This is a genomic window from Bacillus sp. FSL M7-1020 (genome assembly GCF_038050415.1).
Taxonomy (GTDB): domain Bacteria; phylum Bacillota; class Bacilli; order Bacillales; family Bacillaceae_G; genus Bacillus_A; species Bacillus_A toyonensis.
Window position 1 is genome coordinate 3,401,471 of record NZ_JBBOTW010000001.1, and the last position, 25,551, is coordinate 3,427,021.

The 25,551-nt window shown below is 36.3% G+C and carries 21 protein-coding genes and 1 riboswitch; all 21 genes read right to left on the bottom strand.

Annotation, left to right across the window (positions count from 1 at the left end; all coding sequences use genetic code 11):
* Window positions 1-7: 7 nt before the first annotated feature.
* The 21 genes from ymfI to pnp all read right to left on the bottom strand — a co-directional run bounded on the left by ymfI (window position 8) and on the right by pnp (window position 25,527).
* The gene (ymfI, locus tag MHB70_RS17220) at window positions 8-721 is read right to left on the bottom strand and encodes an elongation factor P 5-aminopentanone reductase (RefSeq protein WP_000759599.1); all 714 of its coding nucleotides are present in this window, start codon (window positions 719-721) and stop codon (window positions 8-10) included.
* Between the two features lie 100 nt (window positions 722-821).
* A complete protein-coding gene (yfmH, locus tag MHB70_RS17225; protein WP_061529562.1) occupies window positions 822-2,105 on the bottom strand; it encodes an EF-P 5-aminopentanol modification-associated protein YfmH in 1,284 nt (427 codons plus the stop codon).
* Window positions 2,106-3,380 (bottom strand): EF-P 5-aminopentanol modification-associated protein YfmF, encoded by a 1,275-nt coding sequence (gene yfmF / locus MHB70_RS17230; RefSeq protein WP_000772425.1) that lies wholly within the window; start codon window positions 3,378-3,380, stop codon window positions 2,106-2,108.
* Window positions 3,381-3,589: 209 nt separating this feature from the next.
* The gene (locus MHB70_RS17235) at window positions 3,590-4,549 is read right to left on the bottom strand and encodes an ABC transporter permease (protein ID WP_000008853.1); all 960 of its coding nucleotides are present in this window, start codon (window positions 4,547-4,549) and stop codon (window positions 3,590-3,592) included.
* Window positions 4,550-5,608, bottom strand: a complete 1,059-nt coding sequence (locus tag MHB70_RS17240; protein ID WP_001085263.1) for an ABC transporter permease — start codon at window positions 5,606-5,608, stop codon at window positions 4,550-4,552. It lies immediately after the preceding gene.
* Entirely contained in the window at window positions 5,601-7,133 is a 1,533-nt protein-coding gene (locus tag MHB70_RS17245; protein WP_061529563.1) for an ABC transporter ATP-binding protein, read from the bottom strand. Before MHB70_RS17245 ends, MHB70_RS17240 begins: the two co-directional genes overlap by 8 nt.
* A 118-nt stretch (window positions 7,134-7,251) precedes the next feature.
* Complete coding sequence (locus MHB70_RS17250; RefSeq protein ID WP_000725766.1) at window positions 7,252-8,337, bottom strand: BMP family lipoprotein; 1,086 nt, start codon at window positions 8,335-8,337, stop codon at window positions 7,252-7,254.
* 88 nt (window positions 8,338-8,425) lie between these two features.
* Window positions 8,426-9,151: a GntR family transcriptional regulator gene (locus MHB70_RS17255; protein ID WP_000114182.1), complete on the bottom strand. Its 726-nt coding sequence runs from the start codon at window positions 9,149-9,151 to the stop codon at window positions 8,426-8,428.
* 233 nt (window positions 9,152-9,384) lie between these two features.
* Window positions 9,385-9,486: riboswitch (purine riboswitch) on the bottom strand.
* Window positions 9,487-9,690: 204 nt separating this feature from the next.
* A complete protein-coding gene (locus MHB70_RS17260; RefSeq protein ID WP_061529564.1) occupies window positions 9,691-12,075 on the bottom strand; it encodes a DNA translocase FtsK in 2,385 nt (794 codons plus the stop codon).
* Between the two features lie 218 nt (window positions 12,076-12,293).
* The gene (locus MHB70_RS17265; protein WP_000605018.1) at window positions 12,294-12,497 is read right to left on the bottom strand and encodes a YlzJ-like family protein; all 204 of its coding nucleotides are present in this window, start codon (window positions 12,495-12,497) and stop codon (window positions 12,294-12,296) included.
* Window positions 12,494-13,243, bottom strand: coding sequence for a translocation-enhancing protein TepA (gene tepA / locus MHB70_RS17270; RefSeq protein ID WP_000139820.1), 750 nt, complete (start codon window positions 13,241-13,243; stop codon window positions 12,494-12,496). The genes MHB70_RS17265 and tepA overlap by 4 nt, the downstream gene beginning before the upstream one ends.
* Window positions 13,244-13,346: 103 nt before the next feature.
* The gene (locus MHB70_RS17275) at window positions 13,347-15,017 is read right to left on the bottom strand and encodes a ribonuclease J (protein WP_000823093.1); all 1,671 of its coding nucleotides are present in this window, start codon (window positions 15,015-15,017) and stop codon (window positions 13,347-13,349) included.
* Window positions 15,018-15,620: 603 nt separating this feature from the next.
* Entirely contained in the window at window positions 15,621-16,499 is an 879-nt protein-coding gene (gene dapA / locus MHB70_RS17280) for a 4-hydroxy-tetrahydrodipicolinate synthase (protein ID WP_000564769.1), read from the bottom strand.
* A gap of 11 nt (window positions 16,500-16,510) precedes the next feature.
* Window positions 16,511-17,743, bottom strand: a complete 1,233-nt coding sequence (gene dapG, locus MHB70_RS17285) for an aspartate kinase (RefSeq protein WP_000692465.1) — start codon at window positions 17,741-17,743, stop codon at window positions 16,511-16,513.
* 23 nt (window positions 17,744-17,766) lie between these two features.
* Complete coding sequence (gene asd, locus MHB70_RS17290; RefSeq protein ID WP_000414844.1) at window positions 17,767-18,813, bottom strand: aspartate-semialdehyde dehydrogenase; 1,047 nt, start codon at window positions 18,811-18,813, stop codon at window positions 17,767-17,769.
* A 150-nt stretch (window positions 18,814-18,963) separates the two neighbouring features.
* On the bottom strand, window positions 18,964-19,563 hold the full coding sequence (dpaB, locus tag MHB70_RS17295; protein WP_001049474.1) for a dipicolinate synthase subunit B: 600 nt from the start codon (window positions 19,561-19,563) through the stop codon (window positions 18,964-18,966).
* Window positions 19,560-20,462, bottom strand: a complete 903-nt coding sequence (gene dpaA, locus MHB70_RS17300; protein WP_000954729.1) for a dipicolinic acid synthetase subunit A — start codon at window positions 20,460-20,462, stop codon at window positions 19,560-19,562. The genes dpaB and dpaA overlap by 4 nt, the downstream gene beginning before the upstream one ends.
* Window positions 20,463-20,628: 166 nt before the next feature.
* Window positions 20,629-20,880: a YlmC/YmxH family sporulation protein gene (locus MHB70_RS17305; RefSeq protein WP_061529565.1), complete on the bottom strand. Its 252-nt coding sequence runs from the start codon at window positions 20,878-20,880 to the stop codon at window positions 20,629-20,631.
* Between the two features lie 129 nt (window positions 20,881-21,009).
* On the bottom strand, window positions 21,010-22,251 hold the full coding sequence (locus MHB70_RS17310; protein ID WP_000592990.1) for a M16 family metallopeptidase: 1,242 nt from the start codon (window positions 22,249-22,251) through the stop codon (window positions 21,010-21,012).
* Window positions 22,252-22,337: 86 nt separating this feature from the next.
* Window positions 22,338-23,237: a polysaccharide deacetylase family protein gene (locus MHB70_RS17315; RefSeq protein ID WP_000868234.1), complete on the bottom strand. Its 900-nt coding sequence runs from the start codon at window positions 23,235-23,237 to the stop codon at window positions 22,338-22,340.
* Between the two features lie 151 nt (window positions 23,238-23,388).
* The gene (pnp, locus tag MHB70_RS17320) at window positions 23,389-25,527 is read right to left on the bottom strand and encodes a polyribonucleotide nucleotidyltransferase (protein WP_000076735.1); all 2,139 of its coding nucleotides are present in this window, start codon (window positions 25,525-25,527) and stop codon (window positions 23,389-23,391) included.
* Between the last annotated feature and the right edge of the window lie 24 nt (window positions 25,528-25,551).

Below are 25,551 nucleotides of genomic sequence, written 5' to 3' on the forward strand. Positions count from 1 at the left end.
GAATTTTTTAACAATGCCAGCCACCATTCACACCGACAATTTGTCCAGTTATGTAAGATGCTCCTGGTGATACGAGAAATGAAACTGTCTTTGCTACCTCTTCTGGTAAACCTATTCTGCCTAATGGTATCTCTTCAGCAATGCCAATCTTATCTTCTTCAGAAAAGACACTTAACATTTCCGTTTCAATTGCACCTGGTGCTACTGCATTCACACGCAATCCACTTAAAGAAACCTCTTTTGCTAAAGCTTTCACATATGAATTTTGTGCTCCCTTTACCATTGAATATAACACTTCACAAGAAGCCCCTATTTGCCCCCATATAGATGAAACAACTACAATATTTCCACTTCTCCGCCCAATCATAGGTGGAAGTGCCTTTGATAGTAATTTATATACACTCTTAACTTGAAGTTCTACCATATAATTCAACTCATCATTTGTTACATCTGTCACTAATCCAAAGATACTCTTCCCAGCTGCGTATACGATAACATCAATAGGATGTTCAATTTGTCCCCACAACTGCTCTGCCCCATCATTAGAAGCTAAATCCGCTTGAACAGGAATCACTTCACCCCATTCCTTCTGTAACTCATTTACCTTGTCTTCACTGTTATTGTAATGAACATATACAGTATATCCATCTTGAATTAATTGTTTTGAAATAGCAGAGCCAATCCCTCCGCTCCCTCCAGTTACTAATGCATACTTTTTCATAATTACCCTCTCTTATCTCTACAAGCTCATTTTTCATATAACTAAATAATACCCTCATCTTACAATTTATCAATGATAAGATGAGGGTATCTTTTAAATTTTATTTTTTCGGTAAAACTTGACAAACGCTCATTTTTTCTTCTGATAATAATTTCGCTACTTCTTGTAAATCTTGAACAGTTAGACTTTCTAATTCAGTCAATGCATCAAACAAGCTAGATTCATTAAACGCATATCGCGTAAATTGATTTGCAATATATTCCGGTGAATTCAACGAGCGTAAAAAGCCACCAATTTTCTTTTTCTTTACTCGTTCTAATGCTGCCTCATCTAATTGATCATAATTTGTGTTTAATAAAATATCTTTCAAACGCTTTTCCAATTCATCCGGTTGCTTCGTATCACCGCCAACCATTGCAAAACCGAAGTTATTCTCTTCCGTATAATCATACGAGAACGAATCATCAATAAGCCCTTCATTATATAACGATTCGTAATGAACCGAGCTTTTTCCAAATAAATAATCTAAAAGTAACGTAAGCGCGATTTCTTGTTTTAAAAGAGCTTTCCCTTTTCCTTTTAAATTTGTCGCTTTAATACCGACTAAACATTTCGGTGTTTGTACAGGCATTGAAATGATTTTCTTCTTTTCATTTACCTCATTTGGTTCATCTTCAAATGAACGTACAATTTCCGGCTGATTTTTATAATCTTTTTTCGCTTGATTTTCACGCACTAAGTCCATTGTTTCCTCTGGATCAATTGCACCAACAACAAATAGTAACATATTGCTCGGATGATAAAATGTTTCGTAGCATTCATATAATAGGTCTTTCGTAATTTTACTAATAGACTCGATTGTCCCTGCAATATCAATTTTAATGGGGTGCTTTACAAACAAGCTATCAATTAATCCAAAGTATAAGCGCCAATCTGGATTATCTTGATACATTTGAATTTCCTGTCCGATAATCCCCTTTTCTTTTTCAACAGTTTTTTCAGAGAAGTAAGGCTCTTGTACGAAATTTAACAACGTATTTAAATTTTGTTCTACATTTGATGTGCATGAAAAAAGATAAGCTGTTCTTGTAAAGGATGTGAAAGCATTTGCCGATGCTCCTTGTTTACTAAACAATTGAAAAGCATCGTGATCTTCTTTTTCAAATAATTTATGCTCAAGAAAATGCGCAATTCCGTCAGGTACACGAATCATTTCTTCTTTACCTAATGGTACGAATGTATTATCCATAGAACCATACTTTGTCGTAAACGTTGCAAATGTTTTATTAAATCCTTGCTTCGGTAAAACATATACATCTAATCCATTCGGAAGTTTTTCATAATAGAGCGTCTCTTTTAATTGCTCATAAACAATCTTCTCCATTTATTCTCCCTCCGTTCCTTGTAAAAAGTAAATTGTATCTAGTTCAATATTTTTAGCAACTTTCACAATCTCTTCTTTCGTCACACTTTCTATACCTGTTAGCCATTCTTCAACTGGACGTGTACGATCTGAAATAATACCATGATATAGCATTTCCACAAATCCACGTGGCGTATCAATTGCTTCTAATATTTGATTTTGAATGACACTTTTCGTTTGATGCATCTCTTCTTCAGAAAAATCACCATTTTGCATCGCAAGCATTTGTTCTTTAATAATTTCAACTGCTTTTTCATAATTTTTTGCTTCAATCCCTGACATAACAAACAACAAGCCTTTATGACTTTCAAATCTTGATGCTGCATAGTACGCTAAACTATTCTTTTCGCGGACATTTACGAATAACTTCGAATGAGAAAAACCTCCAAATAGCCCATTGAACAATTGCAGTGCAAAATAATCTTCATCTTTATATGTGACAAACGTACGATAACCAATGTGTAATTTACTTTGTTTTAATTCTTGTTTTTCAACAACTTCTTTTTCTTCATTATTTCGCTTATGAAGGAGTACGTTTCTTTCTCTCACAGGACGCGCTGTAATAGAAAAATACTTACTTACAAGATCAACTGCGTTTTCTGAAATATCACCAATAATATATAGATCCATTTCATCTTCCGCTAACACCTTTTGATAATATTGATACAAACTTTCATTTGTAATAGAAGTAACACTCTCTTTTTTTCCATTTGCACTTAATCGATACGGTTCTACTTTGCACATTTCTTCGATTAAACGCTCATTTGCATAGCGCATTTTATCATCATAAGTAGCTTCAATTCTCTGCAAAAGCGCTCTTTTTTCACTTTCTACAATAGAAGGTAGGAAACTATTTCCCTCTGTTGCTGGATGTAAAACAATATCCGATAACATAGAAAGCGCTTTTTCAAATAACGGTGGTGCATCGTGTAAATATACTTCATTTGCAATGTCTACATAAATGGAGATGATATGGTCTTCCCCTTTTTTACTTACATCTACTCCCAAAGAAGATCCGTATAATTCTTCTAAATATTGACGTAGACGAATTACAGAAGGAAGTTTTTCTGTCGCACTTTGCAATACGTATGGCAATAGGGCACGCTCTGTCACCGTCTCCTCATTTAAAGGTGCTTTAAAACGAAATACAAAGGTATTTGTTTTATATTTATCAGTCGGAATAATATGTACTCGCAAACCACCTAACTCATGTAATTGTTGTTCCATTAGTTTCATTTATAGCCCTCCTTTACGTATATAGGAATATTCCTCTTCAATATACAGTTTTTAGAAATAAAAAACCAATTTTTCTTCCTTATTATGCTTACAAATGACTTTTTCTAAAAACTATAATATGTAAGGAACATAGTAAAATTTCGTATTACATATATTCTATGTAAAAAAGCTCACACTAATGTGCGAGCTTTTTTCTACTTACAAATTACTTATCGTTTTCCTTTTTCATAAGGAGTTCCTAATGCTTTCGGAGCTTCAGAACGACCTACAAAACCGACAAGTGCTAATATTGTGAATACATACGGTAATATCGTTAATAAAACACTTGGAATCTGGTCTAATACAGGAATTGTTCCACCCGTTACACTAAGAGACTGAGCAAAGCCAAAGAATAGAGCTGCACCCAGTGCGCCTAGCGGATTCCACTTCCCAAAGATCATAGCAGCTAAAGCTAAGAAACCTTGTCCTGTAATAGTTGCTCCTGAGAAGTTATTAGAAATGGACATTGCAAAAATCGCCCCACCAATTCCGGCAAACACCCCTGATATACAAACGCCGATATAGCGCATTTTATATACGTTAATCCCCATCGTATCCGCTGCCATTGGGTGTTCACCAACAGCACGCAATCGAAGACCAAACGGTGTTTTATAAATAACATACCAAACAACAAATGCTAAAACAATCGCAATATACGACGTTATTGGTACATTTGAAAAGAATATTTTCCCTATAACCGGAATATCCGAAAGACCTGGAATATCAATCTTTTCAATACGGTACTGAATAAAGTCAGTCTGCCCTTTATCAAAGATCTTCTTAATTGCAAATACCGTTAAACCAAGAGATAAGAAGTTAATTGCTACACCACTTACAACTTGATCCGCTCGGAATGTAATAGATGCTACTGCATGAAGTAATGCAAATAAACCACTACCAATTGCCGCAAACAATAACGCAATCCACGGAGTCATCGTTCCCCAAGTATCACCCATTAATAAGTTTGTAACAACTCCAATAAATGCACCAAATAGCATTAGTCCTTCTAATCCGATATTTACAACACCCGATCGTTCACTAAATACACCACCTAGTGCTGTGAAAATTATAGGTGCCGATGTATATAACGTACCCGTCACAAGAATGGCTAATATATCTAAAAAGCTCATTTATTTCCCCTCCTTGCTCATGCGTGTAAGCGCCCATCTTAACACATAACTACATGCAACAAAGAAGATGATACATGCAATAATTACGTTTATAAGCTCTGATGGCACATCTGCCTCAAAGTTCATTTGAGGGGAAGCACTTTTCAAACCACCAAATAATAAAGCTGAAAGGATAATACCAAACGGATTATTTCCTCCAAGTAAGGCTACGGCAATCCCGTCAAACCCTACCCCTGTAAAGGAGGACATCGCTGTCATGCTTTGGAATGTTCCTAATCCTTCCATCGCTCCACCAATCCCTGCGAACGCACCAGCAATTGTCATGGAAAATACTACATTACGAGAAACTTTCATCCCTGCATATTGAGAAGCATGTTGATTAAATCCTACTGACTTTAATTCATAACCTAAAGTTGTTCGATCTAATAAGAACCACATTAAAATAGCGATTAAAATTGCTACAATAATTCCCCAGTGAAGGCGTGAACCGTCAGTAATGGATGCAAGCCAGTCTGAAGATAATGACGCACTCTCTTTAATGTCGTACGTTTTATCATTACCCTCGTGTAAAAAGCGCTTAATAATATCATATGTTACATATAACGCGATATAGTTCATCATAATTGTTACAATAACTTCATTAACTTGAAACTTTCCCTTTAAATATCCAGGGATGAAACCCCAGATTCCGCCTACTAACGCTGCGAATAAAATAGATAATGGAATGTGAAGAACAGCTGGTAGCGAGACTGCATAACCGAACCAAACCGCTGCAAGCCAACCAACTAACAATTGACCCTCTACCCCGATATTAAATAAACCTGTACGAAATGCAAACGCCACCGATAAACCAGCAAGAATAAGCGGTATCATTGTACGAAGTGTTTCACCAATCGCACTTGGACTGCCGAACATGCCTGTCCAAAGTGCACTATAACCAACAATTGGGTCATAGCCACTAACTAGCATTACAATCGCTCCTACAAGTAAGCCAAAAATAACGGATAGTACTGGGACTAAAATATTTATCGTTCGTTCTGTTAAAAGTTTTTTAGCCATTTGTACCCACCTGCTCCTTCTTTGTTCCTCCAGCCATTAACAATCCAAGCTGTTGTTCATTCGTTTCTTTCGCATCAACTATTGCTACAATTGTTCCTTCATAAATAACAGCAATTCGATCGCTAACATTTAAAATTTCCTCTAACTCTAGTGATAAAAGTAATACACCTTTTCCTTTATCTCTTTGCTCTATTAATCTCTTATGAATAAATTCAATTGCCCCTACATCTAAACCACGTGTCGGCTGTGCTGCAATTAATAAATCTGGATCACGGTCTACTTCACGTGCAATAATTGCCTTTTGCTGATTTCCCCCAGATAGTGCACGAGCTAACGTTTGCTCACTAGGTGTACGTACATCAAACTGTTCAATAAGTGCCTTTGCTTTTTCTGTAATTTTGCTGAAATTTAAAATCCCTTTCTTTGAAAACGGATTTTTATAGTACGTTTGCAAAACTATATTATCTCTAACAGAAAAATCAAGAACGAGTCCGTGTTTATGACGATCTTCTGGAATATGACCAATTCCTTCTTCTGTTATTTTTCTAACAGGCCAATTTGTTATTTCTTTCCCTTTAATTGCAATAGAACCTGACTCAACTTTTCGTAAACCAGTAATTGCTTCTATTAATTCACTTTGTCCGTTTCCATCAATTCCTGCAATACCGACAATTTCCCCCGCACGAACAGTTAAGTCAAGGCCTTTTACAGCAGGTAGTTGACGTGCATCGTGAACAACAAGGTTTGCAATTGAAAGTACCTCTTCTTTTGGCTTCGCGTCTATTTTTTCTGTTTTAAAATTCACTTGACGTCCGACCATTAATTCTGCAAGTTTATTTTCATCCGTATTTGCAACGTCAACCGTTCCAATCCCTTTTCCTTTACGAATAATCGTACAACGATCGCAAACTTCCATAATTTCTTTCAACTTATGTGTAATAAGAACAATAGATTTCCCTTCTTGCACAAGCTTTTTCATAATTTGAATTAGCTCATGAATTTCTTGTAGTGTTAACACAGCTGTCGGTTCATCAAATATTAAAATTTCTGCCCCGCGGTAAAGTGTTTTTAAAATCTCAACACGCTGTTGCATACCGACAGAAATATCTTGTATTTTCGCATATGGATCTACAGCTAAACCGTATTGTTCAGACAGTTTTTGAATTTCTTTAGCAGCTTCCTCAACAGCAATTTTCCCTTTTTTCTTCGGTTCGTTTCCGAGAATAATATTCTCTGTAACTGTAAAATTATGAACAAGCATAAAGTGCTGATGTACCATTCCAATACCAAGGTCATTTGCTATATTCGGATTTGTAATCTTTACAGTTTTTCCTTTAATTTTAATTTCACCTTGTTCTGGCTGGTACAAACCAAATAGTACATTCATCAATGTGGATTTCCCTGCACCATTTTCTCCAAGTAAAGCATGTATTTCTCCCTGCTTTACTTGCAGCGTAATATCATCATTCGCTACAATGCCTGGGAATACTTTCGTAATGTTATTCATCTCAATTACGTATTCCATTGTGTTCCTCCTTTTAACAGGGAACATTCCCCTATTACACTATTAACTTATTAAGCAATTCGGAAGTTTTATACATACAAAGGTTAGTTCTATGAACTAACCTTTGCTATTTCTCTATTTATTTTTTTAGAGAAGCTTCATATTCTTTATACTCTTTATCTGTAGCTGGTACTTTAATTGCACCATCTGTAATTTTCTTTTCAAACTCTTCTACTTTTGTTAAAATTTCAGGGTTAACTTTTTTCACGTTGTCAGTTGTTTTTGCAATACCAACGCCGTCATCTTTTAAGCCAAACGCTTCTATTTTACCGCCTTTTAATTTACCGTCTTTCGCTTCTTGTGCTACTTTTTCAACAGCGATATCTACACGTTTTACCATTGAAGTTAATGTTACATTTTCAGGCATACCTTCTTGGTTTTGGTCACGGTCAACACCGATTACCCAAACGTTTTCACCTTTTTTCTTACGGTTTTTCGCTTCAGTGAATACACCATTACCTGTACCACCAGCAGCATGATAAATTACATCTACGCCTTGACCATACATTGCTGAAGCAAGAACTGTACCTTTTTCAGGTTTATCAAATGCTTCTGCATATTCAGATACGATTTCAATATTTGGATTTACTGCCTTTGCACCAGCTTTAAATCCATTTTCGAATTTACTAATTAAATCACTCTTCATTCCACCAACAAATCCTACTTTATTCGATTTCGTTGACATAGCTGCTACCGCACCTACAAGGAATGAGCCTTCATGATCTTTAAATGTAATGCTTGTTACGTTTGGTGCATCTACAACAGTATCAACGATTGCGAATTGTTGTTTTGGAGATTCTTTTGCTACTTCTTTAATTGCACCTTCTAATTTATAACCAATTCCGAAAGATAAATCATACTTATCTTTTGAAAATTTCTTTAAGTTCGGAATATAATCTGCTTCTTTTTCAGACTGTAGGTAACGATAATTTGTCTTTTCCTTTAAATCGTTATCTTTACCAAACTTTTTTAGCCCTTCCCAAGAAGATTGGTTGAATGATTTATCATCAACGCCTCCAACATCTGTTACCATACCGACTTTGAAATCTTTATTGTCTTTACTGTCTTTCTTGTCACTGCTCGCTTTATCCGAGTTACCACATGCACCTAAAACTGTACTTGCTGCTAATGTTAATGATAATAAAAGACCTGCTTTTTTCTTCATACTAGAAACCCCTCCTAAAATGATATATATTTCTTCTTACGCTGCTGTCCCTTACTTCTTGCTGTCACCTCCCTAAAAAGGAACTTACTTACATACGTTTTCTTAATACGTGGAAGCTAAACTTATCAGCTCTAAAGTAATTAATAGAATATAAGATTGGCTCATCATTTTGATCATAGTGCATTTGTTTTAATACAAGCAGTGCTGTTTCAGGCTCACATTCTAAAATCGGTGAGATTTTCGGATGGTAACCAATCGGCTCAATATGAGCAACCGCATACGTTATGCGCTTATGCGTGTTATTATGTATCACTGTAAGTAATGATTCTTCATTGTAGCCCGATAAATCCGGCAATATTTCTTTTGCAAGTTTATCAATGCAATATACAACAGGTTCCCCATCCGCTGTACGCACACGCTCAATCATCACTGCATTAAAACCATCTTCACTATTAAACTTCTCTTTTTCTTCTTCGGTTAAAGTTGTTGTAGATGATGATAAAAAGATTGTTCCTGGTGTTTTCCCCACACTAGAAATCATATCTGTAATACTAGAAAGTTGTTCTATTCCAGAAGAAAATAATGGCTTTGCATTTACAAACGTCCCTACACCATGTCTACGAATGACAACATTTTCTTCTTCTAAAATACGCAATGCTTCCCTTAAAGTAGCTCTACTTACGCCAAGTTCTTTCGCTAAATCAAACTCTGATGGCAGCTTTTGTCTTTCTTTGTAAGCCCCATCTTTAATTTTTTCTTTGATGTGATCAATCACCCGTAAATATAGGTGACGACTATCGGATTTTACTGACATAAGACTCCCCCGCATTTCAATTATTCGACCTCTGATGTAAGACTTCTTTTCTCTTTTTTCAACTTACAACATAGTAAACATGACTAATCACTAAAAATAAACACAATTGTCGAATAAATATTAATAATTTTTTTAGATAAAATTTTCACTCTTTACTGCATAAAAAAAACTTTGCACCATAAACATTCCTCTTTTCGAGAAAAAGTTCGGCACAAAGATCCCTTACATCCTTTGTTACACACTTTTCCCCTCATAGTCTAGCAATTCATGGTTGCCAGGTAGAAACTTATGGACCTTATCTCCAAGATTATATGAGGCAGTGATTCTTTTCGAAGTAATCTTACCACTTGCTCTCATACGTGTCAACAAAATTTAACATTTTTCTACAATGAATATCGAACATTTATAAAAAGGCACACTCATAGCATTCGTATTCTAAAGAACCGACTTGAATGTAAGCCCTTTCTTTCTTGTTGAATATAGTATATAACAAAAACAGTATATAAAAAAGCCTAATTGCAAAAACAATTAGGCTTTTTTTAAGAACTTTTTTCTTGTACATCATTAATGAGCACTTCTCTCGGTTTACTACCCTCATATGGACCTACTACACCGTTCATTTCCATTGCATCAATTAGACGAGCAGCTCGCGTATAACCTACTCTAAATCTACGTTGCAACATAGAAACAGACGCTGTTTGCATTTCCACTACGAGCTGAACTGCTTCATCGTATAATTCATCTTCAACTTGCTGCTTTGTCTCAGGGACATCTTGTGGAATCATATCCTCTTGATATTGTGCTTTTTGCTGCCCAATAACATATTCTACAACTCTCTCAACTTCATCATCTGATAAAAATGCACCTTGTACACGAACAGGCTTTGATGCACCAATTGGTATAAATAGCATATCTCCACGACCTAGCAGCTTCTCTGCGCCACCACCATCAAGAATTGTACGAGAATCCGTTTGAGAAGATACAGCGAATGCAATACGTGATGGAATATTCGCTTTAATAACACCTGTAATAACGTCAACCGATGGGCGCTGCGTTGCAATAATTAAATGAATACCAGCCGCACGAGCCATTTGTGCCAAGCGCATTATCGCATCCTCTACATCCGACGAAGCAACCATCATTAAATCTGCTAACTCATCCACAATTACTACAATATACGGTAATTCAGGTTGTTTCGCTTCCGATTGATTATTATGCGCTTTAATATAATCGTTATACCCTTCAATATTCCGCGTACCACTATGAGCAAACAACTCATAACGGCGTTCCATCTCACTTACAACCTTTTTCAAAGCTTGCGATGCTTTTTTCGGATCAGTTACAACTGGTGTTAATAAATGGGGCACACCATTATATACATTTAACTCTACCATTTTCGGATCGATCATCATTAATTTTACTTCATGCGGTTTTGCACGCATTAAAATACTAACTATAATCCCGTTAATACACACACTTTTCCCACTACCTGTCGCACCGGCTACTAGTAAATGGGGCATTTTATTTAAACGGGCCAATACAGCTTCACCTGTAATATCTCGTCCAAGACCAATTAACAACTTCTCTTCTGGATGATTATTAGCCTTAGAGTCCAGCACTTCCCTAAGTGTTACCATAGAAACTTCTGAGTTCGGAACTTCAATCCCTACAGCTGATTTCCCGGGAATAGGCGCTTCAATACGAATGTCTTTCGCAGCTAAAGCAAGCGCTAAATCATCACTTAAACTAACAATTTTACTTACCTTTACTCCCATATCAGGATACACTTCATACTTCGTAACTGCAGGACCTCTGTGTACTTTTGTCACTTTCGCTTTCACACCAAAACTTTGGAATGTACGTTCCAATTTACGAGCATTTTCATAAATTTCCGCATTTTCATTTGTAACTTGCTTATTTTTTGGGAACTTTAATATATCAAGCGAAGGAAGCTTATAATCTTTATTTTCAACATTTGAAAATTGCATCGGTGGGGCACTTGTTTCCGCCTCTAAAGATTCCACAATTTTTTCTCCACGCTTTTTCTTAGGCTCTTCAATAGGTGGAGCTTCTTCAATAAACGGTGAAGTAATTGGATCTGTTACATGTTCTTCTTCCATCCGTTTATCCTCTTCTTCATTTACAGGATAATTCTCAGTGAAATTTGAAATAATGGGGGGATCAATTTGCATCTCTTCCATCGGCTCAATCACTTCTTCTTGCTCCACAGCACGTGCGTGTCTTGAACTTCTGGTTGTTTTTTTCTTTTCTGTTTGTTCAGCAATCCTTTTTGATCGCCAATCTTTATAATCCCCTTGCATAACTTGAAATTGACTTCTAAGAATTCTACCCACCGGGGCAAGAACTTCTCCAATATGCTTATTTGTTATACAAAGTATTCCAAGAATAACTAAAATAATTCCAATGATATAGGCTCCTACTTCATCAAATAAGAAGTAACATGTTGCGAACATGAGCGCACCAAACATCCCACCGCCTAAGTGAACGCTATCTGGCCCTTTTTTCATTTCAAGAAAGAAGTTATCTTTCGTACTCACAATAACAGAAGTATTTTGCACTGCTCCATCTTTCGTAAGAAGGTTAAATAATGTAATATGACTGAACATTAATATCGCCAATACAATTAAATAAAAACCGATTAACCGTTTATTTAAAAAGTTCGGCCATCCACGTTTTATAACAAACGAAACCGATAAAGCTATTACACCTAACACACCAATTATGTACCACTCACCAAAGAAGAAGCGAAAAAATAACACAAACGATTTCCCTACAACGCCTAGCTGTAAAATCGTAATGATTGAAAGTGCAAAAAGAGCCAAACCGACGATTTCATAATATAGAGTTGGCTTTATCGTACGTCTTGCCTTTGCCTTCGTCCCTCTTTGCTTTTGTTTTGCCATTTCTTCACCTCGTGTTCTACATATAAATAAGGACAACCTCTAAAAAAACTCTACTTATATGTCTGTTTTCTCTATTCTTTCAGGTCTTTATCTCTTCTATTTTTACACTTCTTGTAAAATGTTAAATAAACAGAAGAAAGCAGCCCCCTACTCATGGCTGCTCAACCGTCTTGTTTTTTATATTATACCATAGCTTCTGAACAAAATCCTTCTTTTTGCTAAAAGGTTATTTTCTGACCAGGCTCATACTCTAAGTAGTGAAATGGATTCGTACTTAACACACGCACAATAGAATAACACCCATGTTCCTCTTCAGAAACCATCAATTCAACACCATGTATATTTACAACTTTTTGACTTTCACATTGCGAATAATCGGCAGGGTATACAAGTTGCTCTGGCATAATTGTATATAGAATCATTGTAGCATCGTTCCTTCTGCATTATCATCTGCGCGAGCCTCTATTAATTCGTTTAGTTTTTGAAGTGCACTCCCAATGCCACCCACATCATCAATAAGACCATACTTCACTGCATCTCCACCAATTACATTCGTCCCAATATCTCGGGTCAAATTCCCTTTCGCAAACATAAGTTCTTTAAAACGATCTTCCGTTACTTTCGAATGTTTCGTCACAAATCGAATGACTCTTTCTTGCATTTTATCCAAATACTCAAATGTTTGCGGCACACCTATAACAAGACCGGTTAAACGAATTGGGTGAATCGTCATCGTCGCTGTTTCTGCAATAAATGAATAATCAGTCGAAACTGCAATTGGTACACCAATCGAATGCCCTCCGCCTAAAACAAGAGATACCGTCGGTTTCGAAAGCGAAGCTACCATCTCAGAAATCGCTAGCCCTGCTTCAACGTCTCCTCCAACTGTGTTTAATATTAAAAGCAAACCTTCAATTTTCGGATTTTGCTCAATCGCGACAATTTGCGGGATAATGTGCTCATATTTTGTTGTTTTATTTTGCGGTGGCAACTGAACATGACCTTCCACCTGTCCAATGATTGTTAAACAATGAATACGTGATTCATTCATTTGCGGCACATTCGTTTGTCCAAGCTGTTGAATTTTCTCCACTATTGAAGCTTCTTTCGGAACTTCTTTCGGCCCAGCTTCTTTTTCTTCATTTGTATAACGATCACGTTCTGTCATATCGCATCCCCTTTCACTCGTATATAACTATTATTTCTTAAGTTATAAATTTCATTCGATAGGGTTTAAAAAGAAAAAAGATCACCCGTAAAGGTGATCTTTTTTACACTTCCATAATAATCGGTAAAATCATAGGTTTTCTCTTTGTCTCTTCGTACAAGAACTGCCCTAATAATTCACGAATATTTTGTTTTAACATAGACCATTCAATTGAATATTCTTTAATTGATTGCTCAACAATCATGCGTACAATCTCTGTAGATCGCTCAATTAATGCTTCTGATTCACGAACATATACAAAACCACGTGAAATGATTTCTGGACCAGAGATAATTTTCTTCTCATCTTTACCAAGTGTTACAACAACTACTAATATTCCATCTTGAGATAACATCTTTCTATCTCGAAGAACGATATTACCAACGTCACCTACACCTAATCCATCAATTAAGACATTACCAGCTTGCACTTTACCAACTAAGTTTGCTTCATTATCACCAAAAGCAATTACATCGCCTTTTTCTACGATAAAAATATTTTCTCTTGTAATACCTACATCTTCAGCTAAATATGCATGTGCTTTTTGCATACGAAACTCACCATGTACGGGTACAAAATACTTAGGTTTCATTAAATTTAACATTAGTTTTAATTCTTCTTGACTACCATGACCTGAAACGTGAACTTTTCTTTCACCGTAATAAATAACTTCAGCTCCAGCTCTAAATAACAAATCAATAATTTTCGATACAGATATTTCATTCCCCGGAATTGGAGAAGCTGCAATAATAACAGTATCACCTTTACGAATTGAAATTTGTTTATGAGCTTGCTTCGCCATTCTAGAAAGTGCTGCCATCGGTTCCCCTTGACTACCTGTCGTTAAAATAGCTACCTTTTTCTCTGGGAAGTTGTCTACTTCTTGTAATGAAATAACCATACCTTCTGGAACATCTAAATAACCAAGACGTCTTGCAATGTCTACTACTTTCACCATACTACGTCCTACTACCGCTACTTTTCTTCCTGTTTCGGCAGCCGCGTCAAATACTTGTTGAATACGATGTACGTTCGATGCAAATGAAGCAACGATAATACGACCTTCTGCACCGTAGAACACTTTAGAAATTTCTACACCAACTTCTTTTTCCGAACCTGTATAGCCTGGACGCTCAGCGTTTGTACTATCAGATAATAAGCAAAGTACGCCTTCATTTCCGATTTGTGCCATTTTCCCAAGATCTGCTCCATTATTTCCAATTGGAGTTTGATCAAATTTAAAGTCTCCTGTATACACTACAGCACCTTTTGATGTATGGAAACAAACACCAACAGAATCCGGAATACTATGTGTCGTTCCAAAGAATGACACTGTTGTAGTATTAAACTCTACTGTTGAATTTGAATCGATTGTTTTTAAGTCCACACGGCCTAACATGCCCGCTTCACCAAGTTTTTCTTGTATAAGTCCTACCGTTAATTTCGTTGCATACACTGGAATAGATAATTTACGAAGTACATAAACAATTCCACCAATATGATCTTCATGACCGTGAGTAATAAATAAACCTTTTACTCGCTCTTGATTTTCCACTAAGTATGTAATATCAGGAATAACGATATCAATCCCAAACATTTCATCTCCTGGGAACATTAATCCTGCATCTACAATAAAGATTTCAGAATCAATTTCAACACAGTACATGTTTTTCCCGATTTCACCTACTCCACCAAGAGCAAATACTTTAACAGACTCATTCTCTTTTCTCTTCATGTTGTTGCCTGGTTTAAAAATCTTGCAAACACTGATTTCACTAAAATTGTAGAGACACCAGGGGAAACTCTACAACCACCATATATTCACCGTCCAAGACGAATGTCCTTACCGTTATGCGATATCATGTCCTTGTATATTTTTTAAACCAGGTTTCACCTCTCTTTCATTATATAAATCAAATATCTTATTCGATATGATATGAAAATTTAATTAAATTATAATTTCTTCCAATTTTGCTAAGCATACCCGTACTAAGCTACTTAGCCATATTATACCTGATACAAGAAATAGAACACAAGTTAAATTATATGAAAGACTATATAAGAAGCTAAATTGAGGTTGTAATTTACGAGGTTTTTTTCCACATACTACCTATTATTTTTTCTACTTATATAAGATATTAATGGAAAAATATACATGTGTGTTCTGTATATAAATATAAAGCACTATTCACTAAAAACACATGATCTCTATAATCAATTTCTAACCAATATTATGCCGTCCCCTTCTTATTACACCTCATTAACTATGCTGTTTTTACCACTCACGTATATTTAATCTAAATAAAAATGACCTAGTTTCACACTAGGTCATTTCTTATTAACGAGGAATAGATTGCATTACAGATTGTAACGTTACTCTTTCTTCTTCTGTTAATGGAAGAAGCGGTAAACGTACAGAACCTACATCTAATCCAACCATTTGTAACGCTGTTTTTACTGGCGTTGGGCTTGGCGCCATAAATAATGAATCCGTTACTCTTACAAGTAATTGATGTAATTTTTGCGCCTTCTTAAACTCTCCCGCTTGGAATGCTGTAATCATTTCTTGCATTTCATCTCCGATAACATGAGATGCTACTGAAACGATACCTTTCGCTCCAACCGCCATAGCCGGTAACGTTAAACCGTCATCACCGCTGTATACTGCAAAGTCGTCCGCTGTTTTTTCAATGATTGCTGTCATTGTTAGTACATCGCCGCCTGCATCTTTAATCGCAACAATGTTTTCTATTTCTGATAAACGAACAACTGTATCAACGGAGATTTGTACAATAGATCGTCCTGGAACGTTATATAGCATAACCGGAAGTGGCGTGCTTTCAGCAATCGTTTTAAAGTGCTGATACATTCCTTCTTGACTCGGTTTGTTATAATACGGCGCTACTAGCATAACTGCATCAACACCAACTTCTGTTGCCTTTTTAGTTAAGTCAACAGAGGCATGTGTATTATTGCTACCTGTTCCAGCGATTACGGGCACCCTTTTATCGACAACAGATACGACATGGCGATATAACGCTACTTTTTCTTCTGAAGTTAATGTAGGAGATTCACCTGTCGTTCCTCCTACCACGATTGCTGTTGTACCGTTATCAATTAAATAATTTACCAATTTCGTTGTCTTTGCAAAATCGATATTCCCGTTTATATCAAACGGTGTTACCATCGCAGTTGCAATTGTCCCAAAATCTATCATGGTCTCACTCCTTATTGTTCCAGTTGCTTTTCTTTTGAAAGCTCAAACGCACTATGTAATGCATTTACAGCCTCCACTAAATCAGTTTCTTTTACAAGAACCCAAATTGTCGTATGACTATCTGCCGATTGCAGAATTTGAATACCTTTTTCTGCTAAAGCTGTAACGATTTTCGCAGTAACCCCTGGGATTCCTGCCATTCCAGCTCCAACGATAGATACTTTGGCACAATGCTCTGTCACAATTGGCTCATATCCAAGTTGTTTCAACACTTCGACAGCACGAGCTGATACATTATCATTTACTGTGTAAGCTACACCAGTAGGAGAAATGTTAATTAAATCAACACTAATGCCTTCGTTTGCCATTTCTTTAAATACATGTTGTTGCAAATCATATGCCGTTTCTTTTGCAAGTACTTTAATTTGCGTTACGTTTGATACGTGGGCAATACCTGTAACAGGACGTTCTTCTACATCCTGCCCTTTTGTAGCACCATCGTATGCTGCAATAAGCGTACCTTCGCTATCAGAATACGTAGAGCGTACACGAAGCGGTACTTTTGCATGCATCGCAATTTCAACCGCACGTGGATGAACGACTTTTGCACCTTGGTAAGCCATATTACAAATTTCGTTATACGTTACCGTTTGAAGATGACGTGCATCTTTTACAATACGAGGATCCGCAGTCATAACACCTTCTACATCTGTGAAGATATCAATAAATTCAGCATGAAGCGCAACACCTAATGCTGAAGCTGAAGTATCGCTACCTCCGCGTCCAAGTGTTGTCGTATCACCTTTTTTCGTTTGCCCTTGGAATCCTGTAACGACGATTACATCTAGATTTTCTAATTCTTCATGTATACGATCGCAATTCATTTCAACGATTTTCGCATTCGTAAAGTCATCATTTGTTACAAAACCAGCTTGTGCACCATTTAATGCCGCTGCTTTTATACCGTTCTCATTTAACATATTAGAGAAAACAATTGCAGAGATTAACTCTCCACATGATAATAATAAATCTTGCTCACGTTTAGAAATAGTAGATTCCTCTTGATTTACAAGACTTAATAACGTATCCGTTGCATACGGTTCACCTTTACGGCCCATAGCAGATACGACAGTAACTACTTTATATCCAGCAGCTAACGATTTTTTTATATGATGAAGCGCATGCTTACGTCCATTTTCATCACGTACTGATGTGCCACCAAATTTTTGAACAATTATTTTCATATTTTGCACCTTCTCTTAGCCGTTTACACTAATTGTAATTTTACTAAGCGCTCTGCAATTTGAACAGAATTCCATGCAGCGCCTTTTAATAAGTTATCAGATACGACCCAAAGATGGAATCCTTTATCGTTATTTAAATCTTTACGGATTCTTCCAACGAATACTTCGTTTTTACCTACTGCAGTAGCTGGCATTGGATATAACTGCTCTTCTGGATTATCTTGCAGAACAATACCTTCTGCATTTGCAAGTAAGCTCTTTAATTCTGCTACTGTTACGCCTTCTTTTTCTACTTCGATGTAAACAGACTCAGAATGCCCTGATACAACTGGTAAACGTACGCATGTTGCCGCTACTTCTAATTCAGGCATATGCATAATTTTTTTCGTTTCATTAATCATTTTCATTTCTTCAAATGTAAATCCATTATCTTGGAACTTATCAATCTGTGGAATCGCATTAAAAGCAATTTGGTAATGTTTTTTATCACCTGATACAGGTAAAACATTCGCCTTAGCTTCTTCGCCATTTAAGATTGCTTGTGATTGTTCATGAAGTTCTTCAATCGCTGCCGCACCAGCACCTGATACAGCTTGATATGTGGAAACGATTACTCGTTTTAAACCATATTGCTGACGAACTGGCTCAAGAGCTACTACCATTTGAATTGTAGAACAGTTTGGATTTGCAATAATACCATTATGTTCTTTTAAGTCGTTTTCATTTACTTCAGGTACAACAAGTGGCACGTTTTCTGTCATACGGAATGCACTTGTATTATCAACAACAATCGCACCGCGCTTTGCTGCTTCTGGCGCTAATTGTTTCGATACAGATCCACCAGCACTAAATAGTGCGATATCTACTCCTTCAAAACTTTCAGGAGTCGCCTCTTGAACTGTAAATTCTTCGCCTTTAAATACAAGTTTCTTACCTGCAGATCGTTTAGATGAAAGTAACGTTAATTTCCCGATTGGAAATTCTCGTTTCTCTAAAGTATTTAACATTTGTTCACCAACTGCGCCGGTTGCTCCAACTACAGCGACATGAAAAGTTTTTTGCTTTTCCATCACTATGCCCCTTTCTAGATACCAATCCTTCTATAACTTAGAATTAGAAGGAGTATACAATACCCCTTCTAATCTTAATAACGTTAATTTTATCATATTCTACAGTAAGAATGATGGTTTCATCAAAAATTGTCCGTTTTTTTTCGTTTTTTAATTCATATATCTGAATTTTTCTACGACAACCGGTTGCAATTGTTTTCCTTGTAGCGCTTCTAATACTGTATCTTCCAGTAGCTCCATACGAGCTACCATTGAGTTCGGTTTTTTCTCTGGTGCGTCTTGGCCGAATGGGACGAAGTAGATGTTTTTTGTGGCCATTAGGCGCATGAGATTTACCCCGTTTAATCCTAAAGCATCATTCGTCGAAACCGCCAATACGACAGGCTTACCATTTCTCAGCGTCGCTTTTGCTGCCATTAATACTGGAGAATCTGTCATTGCATTTGCAAATTTACTCATCGAATTTCCTGTTAGTGGTGCAATTACCATACAGTCTAATGGAATTTTAGGTCCTAGCGGTTCTGCGCCAACGATTGAATTAATTGCTTTAAATCCTGTTGTTTCTTCAATCTTTTTAATCCACTCTGCTCCCTCACCAAATCTCGTATTTGTTGATTGAACAGTGTAAGAAACAACGGGACGTATTTCTGCTCCCTCAGCAATTAATTTCTCTAAATGAGGCATCACTTCTTCATACGTACAATGTGAACCTGTAAACCCAAATCCAATTCTTTTCCCTTTTAAATTCATTCCCCATTCTCCTTTCTTGCTATTACGTCTTCTGCTAATAACTGAGAAAGAACGTTCGCTAAAATTTGTCCTGCTGTTTTCGGAGCAACAATCCCTGGCAATCCAGGTGCTAATAGCGCTTTAACTCCTCTTTTTTCTGCGTATCTAAAGTCGGTACCACCTGGTTTAGAAGCTAAATCAATTACTAACGTATGAGCTGGCATTTTTGAAATAACATTCGCTGTCACAACGAGATGTGGAATTGTGTTAATCACAATATCCATATTTCCTACTTCTTTCTCAATGTTTTGCATATGAAAAGGAGAAAACATCATCTCTGTAATACGTGCAATATGTTCCGATCGTCTTGCTCCAACTTTGACGTGGGCTCCTAATGATTGAAATGCTCTGGCAACACTCATCCCTGTTCTACCAAATCCTAAAACCATTACATTGGACCCATGAATTGTATAGTCGGTATGTTGAATTACCATCATTAATGTGCCTTCTACAGTCGGAATAGAATTGTAGATTGCCACATCATCACGATCAAATAATTTAACAAGTTTTCGGTTTGTAGTAGATACGAGATTTTCCAAGTAAGGCGTACCAATACCTGAATATATAGTAAAGTGTTCTGGTGTATTTTCAATTTGTTCTTTCGTTATAGCAACTTTTTCATTTGAAAAAATAGTATCTACTTCTCCTTTGGCATTTGTACCTGCAACTGGCAAAATGATTGCATCTACAGAAGTAAAATCTAAATTTTGTATACTTTCTTTTGCTGCCCCTGTGAAGCCATGATCCAACTGATCAAACCCTATCAATGAAAGTTTCGCATCCAATTCAACTAGTTTACGAATTACTTCTAGCTGCCTTGCATCTCCTCCTATGACAGCAATATGCATCTCAGTCAACATTCCCTAATTCACCTTCTTTTTCTGTCATTTATAAGAAAAGTGCCTACTTTTTCTTTTTCCTCCACATCATATGTAATGTACGAGTTTGAGGTGATTGAAAAACAAAAAGCACATATGATTTATCAGCTTTATATATACAAAAAAAGACGGCCGAAATGGCCATCTTTCACTCCGGATTTGAATGGTCAGATATATCACAAAGTATCATGTCATGCCCCACTTTCTTAACATCTCTCCATTCCACCCTTACCTCTTGTTGTCCTTTTTTAAAACCTCCCCATTTTGTAACAGGTATGATAAGCGCTTGTATTTGTCCATCGCTCTCATTAATTTCTAAATCTAGATGCCCTAAAACCCCCATTTTTTCCGCTCTTTCTAAATCTACAATTTCTTTACCACTTAATTCACTTAATCGCATACACTCTCCCCCTACCGAATTTTCAATTTAAGTTATCCATTATTAGTACCTATTCTGTATGTCTAAAAAAAATAACCGTATCTCATTTAAAAGAGATACGGTTATTTTCGAGTACATCACAAAAATCAATTATAGTTTTATTCCTTTTGGAAGTTTTCCATCTGGACTAATAAGTGCAGCAGAGAATTCATCCGTAAACATATTGCGGATTAACTCATCTACATTTTGTTTTGTTACAGTGTTTACACTTTCAATAATCTCATCAAGTGAACGATGCTTACGAAGCAGCAATTCATTTTTACCGTTACGGCTCATACGACTATTCGTACTTTCTAAACTTAACATTAAGTTTCCTTTTAATTGCTCTTTACTATTCATAAGCTCTTTTTCTGTAATACCTGTATTTTTCAATGTTTCTAGTGTTTCTTGCATCGTTTCATACAGTGTATCTAATTGTTGGCTACCTGTTCCACCGTACAGTGTTAACATACCTGTATCTTCATAAGAAGAGTGATAAGAAAATACCGAGTAAGCTAACCCACGTTGCTCACGTACTTCTTGGAATAAACGGCTACTCATACTACCGCCTAAAACGTTATTTAATACGATTAAGTTATAAATATCTTCGTGTCCCATTTGTAAGCCTTTATATCCTAAACATAAATGAGCTTGTTCTGTTTCTTTTTTACGTGCTACCTTATTAAAATGGAAAATTGGGCTATGTACTTGTTCACGGTTTGTTGTTCCTTCATAACTACCGAAATATTGCTCTACTGTTTGTAAAAATGCTTCATCAATATTTCCTGCAACTGAAACAACTACATTTTCAGGTGTATAATGATCTTTTATATATTGACGTAGTGTATCACCTGTAAACGTATCAAGCGTTTCTTCTGTTCCTAAAATAGGATATCCAAGCGGATGCGTTTCATATGTCGCTTTCGTTAACATATCATGCACAATATCATCTGGAGCGTCTTCGTACATTTTAATTTCTTCACATACGACATTCTTCTCTTTTTTCAGTTCTTCCTCATCAAATGTTGAATTAAAGAACATATCTGCTAAAACATCTAAAGCATATTTAGCATGCTCATCTAACACTTTTGCATAGTAACATGTATATTCTTTTGAAGTAAAAGCATTTACTTGCCCACCAATGCTATCAAATGATTCCGCAATTTCGCGCGCACTACGTGTTTCCGTCCCTTTAAAGAACATATGCTCTAAAAAGTGGGAAATCCCGTTATTTTTTTCATTTTCATTTCTTGATCCTGCATGGATCCAAATACCAATCGCAACCGATCTTACAGTTGGTATGTTCTCCATAACTATTCTTACACCATTTTTACAAGTATATTTTTTAATCAAAAACTTTCCTCCTACTACCAGTTTCTCTAAATTAACGCTATTATTTAATGATAACAAGTTTAAGGATGAATGTCATGCAAATGTATTTAATCCACACGTTTTTCATCCAGTAATTCTGTTATATTCCCCACTCTATATCCTTGTTCCTTCAATTTTGTAATCATTGTATCTAATGCTTCTGCTGTAGATGAAGTAGGATGCATTAATACAATGGCACCTGAATGTATTTTTCTCATTACTCTCTGCAATAATACGTCTGGCTCTGGTCGCTTCCAATCAATTGTATCTACTGTCCACATAATCGTTCCCATTTGGAAATCATCTGCAATTTGTACGACTTCATCTCGAAAACTTCCACTAGGCGGGGCAAACCATCTTACTTTTTGATTCGTGGCTGCTTCTATCATTCGATTTGTTTTTTGTAACTGTTCTCGTATTTCATCAGACGATAATGTTTTCATATTAGGATGTGTGTAAGAGTGATTTCCAACTTCTTGATTTGCATCGACAATCATTTTTGCAAATCGTAAATTTTCTTTCACCCAACGTCCTTCCAAAAAGAAAGTTGCCTTCACATCATGTTTTTTCAATATCTCTAATATACGAGGCAAATACTCATTTCCCCATGCCACATTTATTGTTAATCCAACCATCTTTTTATTTGGATGTCCCCTGTAAATTGGGGCTGGTGATAAATCTGCTAAATGGACACTCGGTGATACTTCCTTGAATTCAAGATGTTTTTGATCAAATTTCTTTAGCTTCTTCATATTGTTATAGGATGCTTCAATATCGACTTGTCTTCCATTATATCCAGGTGTTGCTTTCCATATCTTATCAATGATCGCATTTTGAGGTGCAATCTCATATTGTTTTGCATGTTTTTGAATTTCTTCATACAAGTTATCCTGTGCAAAAACGGAATAAGAGCCTAAACTGACATATAAAAAAAATACACATATGTATGCCAATATACGAACTTTCATATAAACCCTCCCATTAACTAAATAAAAAATATTTTTCTTCTTATCTTTGTTAATTTGAGCGTTATAATGAAAACTATACCTATACTGACATAAAAATATGTGTACATCATGTTTTTTACATAACAAAAAAGCCAGTTGAACTGGCTTTTACTTATTGCTGCTCTTGTTTGTTTTCTTCTTTAGCAGCTTCTTTTTCTTGCTCTTCTTTTAGCAATACTTTTCTAGATAGATTTACGCGACCTTGCTTGTCAATCTCGATAACTTTAACTGTAATTACATCACCGATTTTCACAACGTCTTCTACTTTACCTACACGCTCAAGTGCAAGTTCAGAAATGTGAACTAATCCATCTTTACCGCTGAATAATTCAACGAAAGCACCGAATTTCTCAACACGTTTCACTTTTCCTTCGTAGATTTCACCTACTTGTACTTCGCGAACAATATCTTCGATAATTTTCTTAGCTTTGTCATTCATTTCTTGATTTATTGAAGAAATAAATACTGTACCATCTTGCTCGATGTCAATTTTAACTCCAGTTTCTTCAATAATTTTATTAATTTGTTTACCGCTCGGTCCAATAACGTCACGGATTTTATCTGGATTAATTGTCATTGTAATAATCTTTGGAGCGTAAGCTGATAATTCAGTACGTGGCTCTGCAATAACAGATAGCATATGATTTAGAATGTGCACACGACCAACTTTCGCTTGTTGTAATGCCTCTTCTAAAATTTCACGAGATAAACCATCGATTTTAATGTCCATTTGCAGTGCAGTTACACCTTGTGCTGTACCTGCTACTTTAAAGTCCATATCACCTAAATGATCTTCCATACCTTGAATATCAGATAAAATTGTGTAATGCTCACCAGATTTAACTAGACCCATTGCAATACCAGCAACTGGGGCTTTAAGTGGAACACCAGCATCCATCATTGCTAAAGTACTACCACAAATACTTGCCTGTGAAGTAGAACCATTTGATTCTAACACTTCAGATACAAGACGTACTGTATATGGGAAATCTTTTTCAGATGGAATTACAGGCTCAAGAGCACGTTCTCCTAGTGCACCGTGACCAATTTCACGACGACCTGGTCCACGCATCGGTCTTGTTTCACCAACACTAAACGATGGGAAATTGTAATGGTGCATGAATCTTTTTGATTCTTCTACACCAAGACCATCTAAAATTTGCACATCGCCTAAAGCGCCTAATGTACAAATACTTAATGCTTGTGTTTGTCCACGTGTGAATAAACCAGAACCGTGTGTACGAGATAAAATACCAACCTCTGATGCTAAAGGACGAATTTCATCACCTTTACGGCCATCTGGGCGGATTTTTTCAACTGTAATAAGACGACGTACTTCTTCTTTTACAATTTTATATAAAATCTCATTTACTTGTCCTAATGTGTCAGCGTCAGCTTCCTCAGCTTCGTAATGCTCAATTACACGCTTTTTCACTACGTTGATTGCATCTTCACGTGCATGTTTCTCATGTACTTGAATTGCAGAATGCATATCCTTCTCAGCCATCTCACGTACAGCTTGGTTAAGATCAGCATCGACTTCATATAGTTTTATTTCTAATTTCGCTTTACCTACAGCTTGTACAATCTCTTCTTGGAATGCAATTAGACGTTTAATTTCGTCATGTCCAAACATAATTGCTTCTAACATTGTTTCCTCAGGTACTTGATCTGCTCCTGCTTCAACCATGTTAATTGCATCTTTTGTACCAGCTACAACAAGGTGAATATCACTTTGTTCTTGCTGTTCTACTGTTGGATTAATAACGAATTCGCCATTAATACGACCAACTGTTGCACCAGCGATTGGACCTTCAAATGGAATATCTGAAATCGATAACGCTAATGAAGAACCAAGCATAGCTGCCATTTCAGAAGAACAATCTTGATCAACACTCATTACAATGCTGACAACTTGTACTTCGTTACGGAAACCATCTGCGAAAAGCGGACGAATTGGACGGTCGATTAAACGACTTGCCAAAATTGCTTTTTCACTTGGACGACCTTCACGTTTAATAAAACCGCCTGGAATTTTTCCGACTGCATATAAACGCTCTTCATAGTTTACTGTAAGTGGGAAGAAATCTACATTTTTAGCCTCTTTTGATGCAGTTGCTGTAGATAGAACCGCTGTATCGCCATATCTTACTAATACTGCCCCGTTCGCTTGTTTTGCAAGCTGACCAGTTTCAACTGTTAGCTGGCGACCAGCTAAATCTATCGAGAAGACTTGCTTTTCTTGACTCATTTAAGTACCCCTCTCAATTTAAAG